The 8,205-nt window shown below is 33.6% G+C and carries 7 protein-coding genes; 1 reads left to right on the top strand and 6 read right to left on the bottom strand.

All coding sequences use genetic code 11. From position 1 onward, the window contains the following. Nucleotides 1–71 precede the first annotated feature (71 nt). The 4 genes from Q9B79_RS26560 to Q9B79_RS26545 all read right to left on the bottom strand — a co-directional run bounded on the left by Q9B79_RS26560 (nt 72) and on the right by Q9B79_RS26545 (nt 3,875). Complete coding sequence (locus Q9B79_RS26560) at nt 72–1,148, bottom strand: glycosyltransferase WbsX family protein (protein WP_306188965.1); 1,077 nt, start codon at nt 1,146–1,148, stop codon at nt 72–74. 174 nt (nt 1,149–1,322) lie between these two features. Further along, complete coding sequence (locus Q9B79_RS26555) at nt 1,323–2,195, bottom strand: class I SAM-dependent methyltransferase (RefSeq protein WP_168898406.1); 873 nt, start codon at nt 2,193–2,195, stop codon at nt 1,323–1,325. Next, a complete protein-coding gene (locus Q9B79_RS26550) occupies nt 2,192–2,926 on the bottom strand; it encodes a class I SAM-dependent methyltransferase (protein WP_306188962.1) in 735 nt (244 codons plus the stop codon). Before Q9B79_RS26550 ends, Q9B79_RS26555 begins: the two co-directional genes overlap by 4 nt. A gap of 154 nt (nt 2,927–3,080) precedes the next feature. After that, nucleotides 3,081–3,875 (bottom strand): sulfotransferase family 2 domain-containing protein, encoded by a 795-nt coding sequence (locus Q9B79_RS26545; RefSeq protein WP_306188960.1) that lies wholly within the window; start codon nt 3,873–3,875, stop codon nt 3,081–3,083. Between the two features lie 301 nt (nt 3,876–4,176). On the opposite strand from Q9B79_RS26545, the gene Q9B79_RS26540 reads away from it, so the two are divergent. Then, nucleotides 4,177–5,121: an NAD-dependent epimerase/dehydratase family protein gene (locus Q9B79_RS26540; RefSeq protein ID WP_306188958.1), complete on the top strand. Its 945-nt coding sequence runs from the start codon at nt 4,177–4,179 to the stop codon at nt 5,119–5,121. Nucleotides 5,122–5,161: 40 nt separating this feature from the next. On the opposite strand, the gene Q9B79_RS26535 is transcribed toward Q9B79_RS26540, so the two are convergent. Both Q9B79_RS26535 and Q9B79_RS26530 read right to left on the bottom strand, forming a co-directional pair. Beyond that, nucleotides 5,162–5,935 carry a class I SAM-dependent methyltransferase gene (locus Q9B79_RS26535; RefSeq protein WP_306188955.1) on the bottom strand — a complete coding sequence of 258 codons (774 nt, stop codon included), beginning with the start codon at nt 5,933–5,935 and terminating at the stop codon, nt 5,162–5,164. 33 nt (nt 5,936–5,968) lie between these two features. Then, on the bottom strand, nt 5,969–7,900 hold the full coding sequence (locus Q9B79_RS26530; RefSeq protein WP_306188953.1) for a glycosyltransferase: 1,932 nt from the start codon (nt 7,898–7,900) through the stop codon (nt 5,969–5,971). Nucleotides 7,901–8,205 lie beyond the last annotated feature (305 nt).

Here is an 8,205-nt window from a genome sequence, read left to right as displayed (position 1 = left end):
CTCTAGCGCCGATGGTAGTTGGGACCTTGTCCCTGTGAGAGTAGGACGTCGCCAAGCAAGCTTAAGACGAGTCAGAATGACTCGTCTTTTTTGTATGCTTTCATACCTCTGTTAATCGCTTGTTTAACTCCTTCTAAATAGGAAAATCCATACTTTTTATCTGGTTCTAAGTAGGTACCTTCTGCCCATTCATTCCACGCATTAATAAATAAAAACTCGCTGTTGTAAAGAGAATAGGTACGTTGAATTTGCTTACTTAAATATATTGTGAACTTCTCAGGAGTAGAGCCTAGGAAGATGCTACTATTTAAGTCTTTGCGGCGTGCTGTATTGTCCCAGTCAACAAAGGCACCGGGAAATGTTTTTTTCTCTGGAGGAGATCGCTTTAGTATATACATCCAAACTTTATCATAATCCCAAGCGTTTATTTGTTTACCAGACTCATATATTGTTTTATTTATGTCTGAAGAGCTATCATGAGCAATTGTATAAAAAGGCTCGAAGTGAATGCTAGCATCAAATCCATTTATATTAGGAAGGGGAAAGCTGTTTAATGTTTCTGCGAAGTATATACCTTTTAAACCATTTTCTTGTGCGAGTGTATTCCAGTAATTAAGCATTTGCTCACAATCAGGTATATGCCCAGGACGATAAATAATAAATAATGGTTTATCATCTATACGGATATATCTCCTATCTTGGAAAGCTTGTAATAAATAATCAAAGTGTTCTTTCCAATCCGATAATCCTCCGTAATTTTGAGGCATTAATATGTGACTATCAAGACCATCCCAAGTCTTTGTCCATGGTTCATTTGCCCAAGAAAGGCAAAATGGAAAATCAGGTTCCCCCGTCTTAAGTACTTCATTAAAGGGTGTCTCCAATAGTCTCTTTCCTTTAAACCAATAATGGTAATAACAAAAACCATATATGCCGTGTATTTTAGCAATTTTTGCTTGCCATTTTCTTACGGCTGGGGTGGTTAAGTCATAATAAAAATCTTGATAAGGTTCTCTAGGTTGATAATGTCCTGCAAATAAAGGTTGTGCACTTTTAGTATTTGTCCATTCAGTAAAACCTTTCCCCCACCATCTGTCATTTTCTTTTATTTGATGAAACTGTGGTAAGTAAAAAGCAATAATTTTCAAGGTATATCCCCCTTATGTTCTTCGTAGTTCAAAGTGGTGGGAAGTTACTTTTGATTTTTTGAATCGAGTTTACAGTTTGCTCGATAGAGGAATCTTGGGTGATTTAATATATATGACTGAGATGAAAAGTGATTTTCATTATAAAATTATGTGCATTATCATGTAAGAAAAGAGTTAATCTTTTTGGAGAACAAATAGGGCTTGGGGTAATCGGTTTGCATCATCAAAAAAGTCCCGTAGCTTTAAATACTTCTCATAGTGATTTTTAATATAAGTTCTAGGTATAACGGTTTCTCCGTAGAAGCTACTATTTCTAACGTCTCCGGCTCCTGTAGGACTGTGGACAAAATTGCCGCTTTCATAATCCGAGATGGCCCGATTTATATCTGGAAAAGCTTGAGATAAAGTTTTATGCCAACCCGTTTGAATAAATTCAGGGTGTTCCTTGAATTGTTGACAGTAATCGAGAAAATAGCGTGCTTGTGTTGTAGCGATGAAGATTCCACCTGGACGAAGAATTCTTGAAAATTCATTTATCCAATGTTCTGCAGTTTCTTCGGATAAATGTGAGAATACAGAATAAGCGAATATGATGTCCAATGAATTGTCACTAATAAATTCTACAGGAGGTTGTGGATTGGCGGTTTTATATATTCCTCTTCCTAACGTTTCATTGCAAATGTTAATCATTGCTGGATCTACATCAATCCCAAGTAAATTTTCATCGCGAACATCTTTGAAAAAAAAGCGTATAATTCTTCCCCACCCGCAACCAAAGTCTAAAATTTTACGTTCTTTATTCAAAGGAACACCTAAATTTTGGGCATATGTTTTTACATGGCTATAAAACAAATATGCTTCATAAAGAGCATGTTCATAGGAAGCACCTACAAACTGTTGTTGAATTTCTTCAGGAGGGAACATAGGTACTGGGATGCCATTTATCTTTGTTTGTGAACAACTTTGTATAAATAGATTTAGAAGTTCAACATCAGAAAGTGGACTAACAAGGTTATCAAAATCACTTCCTAACTTAAAGTTATTCATTTGTTAACCTCCAAATTATATTCGTGTTTTTTACTAATAAAAACATGTAGAAATTCGGCATCTAATCCTAGTGATCTATCCTTTTGTAAATAAACAATTGTATACATGTTTGCATGGGTATAAATATATTCAATCATATCTTGGCCCCAATCAAATGTTACTAAAGATCCATTCTCATCAATAGGATTTCCATGATAAATTGGCTCTTCCATATACTCAATTCCTTCTTTATTTATTCTTGCTCTTTGTAAAGTCTTTGGGAGTGTATGATACCAAGGGACAGTAAACACATGAGCGCCGCCATGCTTTAATACACGTTCTATTTCTTTAAAGGCTTTGTTTGGCTCCATTACATGTTCGAAGACATCTTGAGTAATGAACAAATCAAAAGATTCATTTTGGAAAGTCATGTCTTCTAAGTTCTCACATCTAATTCCTTGAAAGTATTGACCGAGAGGATAGTTTTTAAAGTATTGAGAATATGTATAGTTTTTACAGTTTTTTATTAGTAGCTGAGTTGTAATCCCTCCAGGAGAGGATTCGTGGATATGATAGGAACCCCATTTAGGGAAAAATGTATTTAAAACATGGATTAAAGCTCGTTGCCTTGGTATAGAGTGGCATGTAGAACATAAGTAGTGATCTCTAAGCCAATCATTATGCTCTATAAATGTAGTTTCCTTCTCACAAATAACGCAGTATCCATTATTGTGCTTTAAATGACCTTCCACATGACATCACTCCTGTATAGAAAATGCATATGACACACGCCAACAACCAGCGAAATCAAAGAGGGTGGGTGAAAAGCAGAGAACCCACATTAATTAAAGTTTCACTTTATGCTATGCGATACATTCTCTTTTATTCATTGGAGAATGTATCGACTTAAAATATTCCTTTTGTGTAAGGATACATTTCAAAGTCCTGTGCATATATTTCTGTAACTAACTCTATTGTTTCCTTATCATAAAAACTTTCATATGTTGGAAAGCGAGGGAAGGCTGCATCTGTAATGCTGAGTTCCGCATAGTTTCCTGTATGAATCATCTTATGAGCGCGATGATGATTGGAGCTTGTAAGTAGCGCTAGAGGGGATTTAAGTAAATCGTACGTGTGTTCTAACTTGGTGATTTGTGTATTAAAATCTTCTAAAGGAATATAGTGTTCGACAAAATTCTCTTCACCTGGAACGTATTGCTGACTGAAATGTATGTCCATTGCTAGGGAATTGGAACCGAATTCTCGAATGTAATACAAAAATTGTTTAAATGATATTCCTCGGTTACTATATTTGTCATTATACAAATACTGGCGAATACTTTCCCATTGAGGGCTAGCATATGGATTGTCAGCAAGTAATAAAAATGAGCTGACAGCCCTTGTATAGGGATTACGCACAAGTTTACAAACATCTTTTTTTGCTGCTAGAAGGCCATTTTGTAACTCTGGTATGTAGTTGGTGTTGTTTTTATACACCCAGAATTCATAGTAATGAATAAAGTCATGGTATTTCTTTGCTTCAGTAAATAATCCAATTTGAAAAAAGAACCAATTAGCTAATGTAGTACATCCGCTTCTGTGGCTCCAGAATAGTATAAGTGGAAAGTCTTTATGGAAATGTGGAATTCGGTCTTTATGTAGAATTACATGATTTAACAGCTCTTGATTTACATTCTTCATAAATTTAATGCTCCTTTTTGAAAGTTTTATTTATGGAGAAGGTTTTTAAAATAAACGAGTGAGAATATGGGAAGGGAAGTTTTTGCTAATCCAATATATTCATGGAAATGAGTAAATATTATGAGGTTTTTTCGGTCATCTTAGATAAGACAGCGATTCTAAACAGAAAATATAAAATAAAGATAATGAAAATGTATAAGAGGCATACAATTATAAGAAAAGAAATAATAAAAGTGTCCAAGTTCATTTATTTGTATTTCTAGGTGTGCTAAGCAAAAATCTTATTACTAGAGAGGATATTATGGGGAAGAATAATTATTTAATAGTAGGTGGAAATAGTTTCATTGGTATTAACCTCGCATTAGGTTTATTGAAACAAGGTCAAAATGTAAAGGTATTTTCCAGGCATATAAATAATTTTCCTCAAAATATTATAAGCGAGGTCGAATTTATTAAAGGTGATTTAGCTAATGTTGAAGATATATATAAAGCTTTAGCGAATGTGGATATTATTATTTATTTAGCTGCAACGTCTAATGTAGCAACTTCAATTGAAGATGTTTTCGGAGATATAAACAGTAGCTTTTTTTTTCTTAATTTCATGGAAAGCGTTAAAAATTTTCCTATTAAAAAAATTGTATTAGCATCTTCTGGAGGCACGGTTTATGGTGAACCTGAATATTTACCTATTGATGAGGACCATCCATTAAAACCACTTTCACCTTATGGAATAACAAAAGTGTCGCTTGAAAATTATTTGTACTTTTATAAGAAAAAATATGGAATTGACTATGTTGTATGTAGATATTCTAATCCGTATGGAAAATATCAAAATCCTTTAAAGAAAGTTGGGGCAATAAATTGTTTTTTGTATCAGCATCTCAGTAATGAAAAGATTAATATATATGGGAATCCACAAGAGATTATTCGAGATTATATTTATATCGATGATTTAGTGGAAATCACTATACAACTATCACAATTAAATCGCTTGAAATCTTGTGTGTATAACATAGGGAGCGGCAAGGGCCTCTCTTTAAAACGAATTATAGTAGAACTGGAGAAATTAACGGAAAGAAAAGTGGACTTTATCTGCTATAAACAAAAGCAAGAAAATGTTCGAAAAATCATTTTAAATATAGATAGGGTAAGACGAGAATGTAATTGGGAACCGAAAGTGGATTTCAAAAGTGGAATTAGATTAAATAAGCTATGGATTGAAGAGTTCTTATATAGTAAAAAATAATAGGCCATGCCCTACTTCTGTATAAGTAGAGCATGGTTTATTATTTTATTTCTTTTTGTATTATCCAAAGGTCTTGATGTTCCCACCAAAAACCTTCAGTGTATTTTTTGATGATAGGATTATAAGGTAATAATTTAATTTTGTCACATACGTAAGAGGGACTAACGATCGTTTGCCCGTATTGATGCACATCTAAATCCAGTTGTTCACTAGAGGGGAGAAACCAATAACCTTGTTTATTTAAATCTGGAAAGCCGAAGTACTTTTTACTTTGATATCCATGAGTTGTGAAAATGAATAATCCGCCAGGGGAAACAGCATTATACAATGTTTGAAGCCAACGAAGCCAAGTTGTATCAGGCATATGAGAAAAAAAGGATAGGCCAAAAACGATATCATACGTAGACGATAATTTTATTTGTTCAGGTTCAGGATGAGATAAGATAGATGATGTATGTAATGTGCGTTCAAGAAAAGTAATAGCCTCTTCATGTATATCACAGGCAGTTATACGTAAGTTCGTTTGTAGGTTTAATAAATGACGTGTTACGCAGCCATATCCGGATGCGAATTCTAATAATTTAATTGGAGTGTCTACAGGAGGATAAAAGGAAGTCATTAAATCTAAGAGTGTTTCTGCTGATTTTCTTCCATCTTTAAAATAATAATCTATCGCTTCTTTTTTAGACGGAAAGACTGGATTCGTGACAAGGAATTGAAAGATATGATCCTCTGGGTGGATACTTGCATTTACATTGTAGTTTTGTGCAATTTGAGAAATCAAATCTTTATTTGCCTCTATAAATTCTTTCAAAGAGTAACCCTCCCTGGTAAAGAAAATATATAATCAAACCTTCAAATATGCTTTAAGGTACTTTCTATATGCGTACATTTTCTTCTTTGAAATGTCTTCGATAGCAAAGGTATCTTTAATGAAATTCTGTATTTGTACAACTTCACTGTAATGGGAATATGAATCTTCTGTTCTTATTACGCTATTTGTATGTCGTCTATGATAATTTAGAGGTTTTGGATTAAAATAAATGTTCCCCTCTTTAAGGAGAGAAACATAGAAAAACCAATCGCCAGCTACTTTAAACTTTTCCAATTGTTTTGCTGTTGTTGTTATGTCTATGTTTTTAAAAACTACACTTGAGACATTAGGAATGGTGTTTTTGATAAGTAACGTATCTTGTATTTCATCTATCCCTTTTCGAAAGTAAGGACGCTGCCATTTCTCTTTATCAATATCATTTGTGTAATCCAAATAATGATTGGCCAGAATGTTTCCTTGTTCATCTATTTGTTTTGATTGTGTGTATCCTAAGGTAACATTATTATTTATATGAAACCCTTGTATTACTTCTTCTAAAAATGTTTGATCACACAAGTCATCAGCCTCTGCGATCCAAATGTAATCACCAGTTGCTGCAGAGACACCTTTTATCCATTGTTTAAATACAGAACCAGAGTTTGTATCATTAATAATTTGTTGAACTTTTAGGTGGGGTTTATTTTCGTTTGAGAGCAGCTGTTCAAATGTAGATACACTATTGTCAGTAGAAGCATCGTCTAGGAAAATTAGTTCGTAAAGGGGATAGGTTTGGTTTAATATGGATTTAACTCGGTCAGGTAAGTATTTTTCGTAATTATAGTTCGGTATGATTACGCTTATTTTTTTGTAATTATGATCAAGCAGGTTTAACAATTGATAAATGTAATGAAGGAAGTTGAAATCTTTTTCAATAAGTTCTTGGCCAAAGCTCCCTTTTTGTAAGCGTAACTCTTCATCTCCAATAAATTCATATATTCTTTCCAACATCATCGGTAAGTTTAAATAGTCTACTAATGCGCCAGTTTGTTCTGTAACAACATCTTCAAAACCTCCAGCGTTTTTAAAACCTATAACAGGGACTTTTGTATCTAATGCCTCTAAAACAACGTTGGGAAAAGGGTCTTCTCTTGAAGTTAATAAATATAAATCAGCCCCGGAGTTATATAAACCGATATCTGGAGTTGGGTCCACTAATGTGAAATGTGCTGTATACCTTGGGGATAGTCTATTTAAAAAATGAACATCTGTTTTCCCAACCCAGATAAAATGAATATTCGTATGAATCTTTCTTACTGAGTAAGCGATAAGCGAGAATAAATCTATTCCTTTTCGATGATCAGCGAAACCTACTCCTAAAATGATCTTGCTATCTAGAGGCAGGTTGTGTTTTTTTCGTAATTCGTTTCTAGCTTTTTCGATATCGTTCTTATAAGGATTGTGGTTAAACAAGCCTTGAGGAAGAATGTGGCATTTTTGATGATCTAATTGGGTGATTGTACGGAATTTTTCATACACGTACTGTGAAGGGAAGACAATTTTGTACGCAAATTCGGCAATGTTTCTAGCTTTTCCCTCGGCAGAGTACTGTTGTATTAAATGTGGCAATTCATGTATTAATGAAATAACTTTTATATTGTGTTTAGCTAGTAATGCAACTATATCGCCACTTATGACGGTACTACATATGGCGATGGTATAGTCTTGTAACAATAACTTCTTTATTAATAATTCGGCCTTTTCTTCTGTTGGGTAGTTTTCCTCTAGGCAATAAACAGGACCATACTTTTGAAAATCTTGGATTAAAATGCCCGTTCCAATAGAAATAATTGCGACAGAGTAGTTAAAGTTTTCTTTAAGAGCCTTAATAGTATGTAAAGAAAGCAGCTGTGCTCCGTGGAAATGGGCATCATGGGATACATAAATGATCTTCTTATTAACATGCATTTCATAACGCCTCCTAGGTTAATTAGGTTTTTAGTAAATGTATGGCGTACTTATAATTCCTAGAGAGAAGTAGTAGAAGATAATTGTGAATATGGCTGAAATGTACTCGCAATAAAAAATGCTACTTTTAATATATATTTGTTTGGCTTGATATTCATTCTTTAGAAAGGTATAAGTGGTAAAAAAGTATAAAGTGTCGATTATGAAAGTGACTGTACCAGTTTATGAATCACTAGAGACGAAGAATACCCTTTATAATTTATAAAATAAAAAGGATAAAAGGTATTGACGATTAGAGTATAGAG

It is taken from the genome of Bacillus sp. MHSD_36, assembly GCF_030757775.1.
GTDB lineage: Bacteria > Bacillota > Bacilli > Bacillales > Bacillaceae_G > Bacillus_A.
The sequence above is the reverse complement of the archived record's forward strand: the minus strand, read 5'-3'. Positions and strand labels throughout refer to the sequence as shown.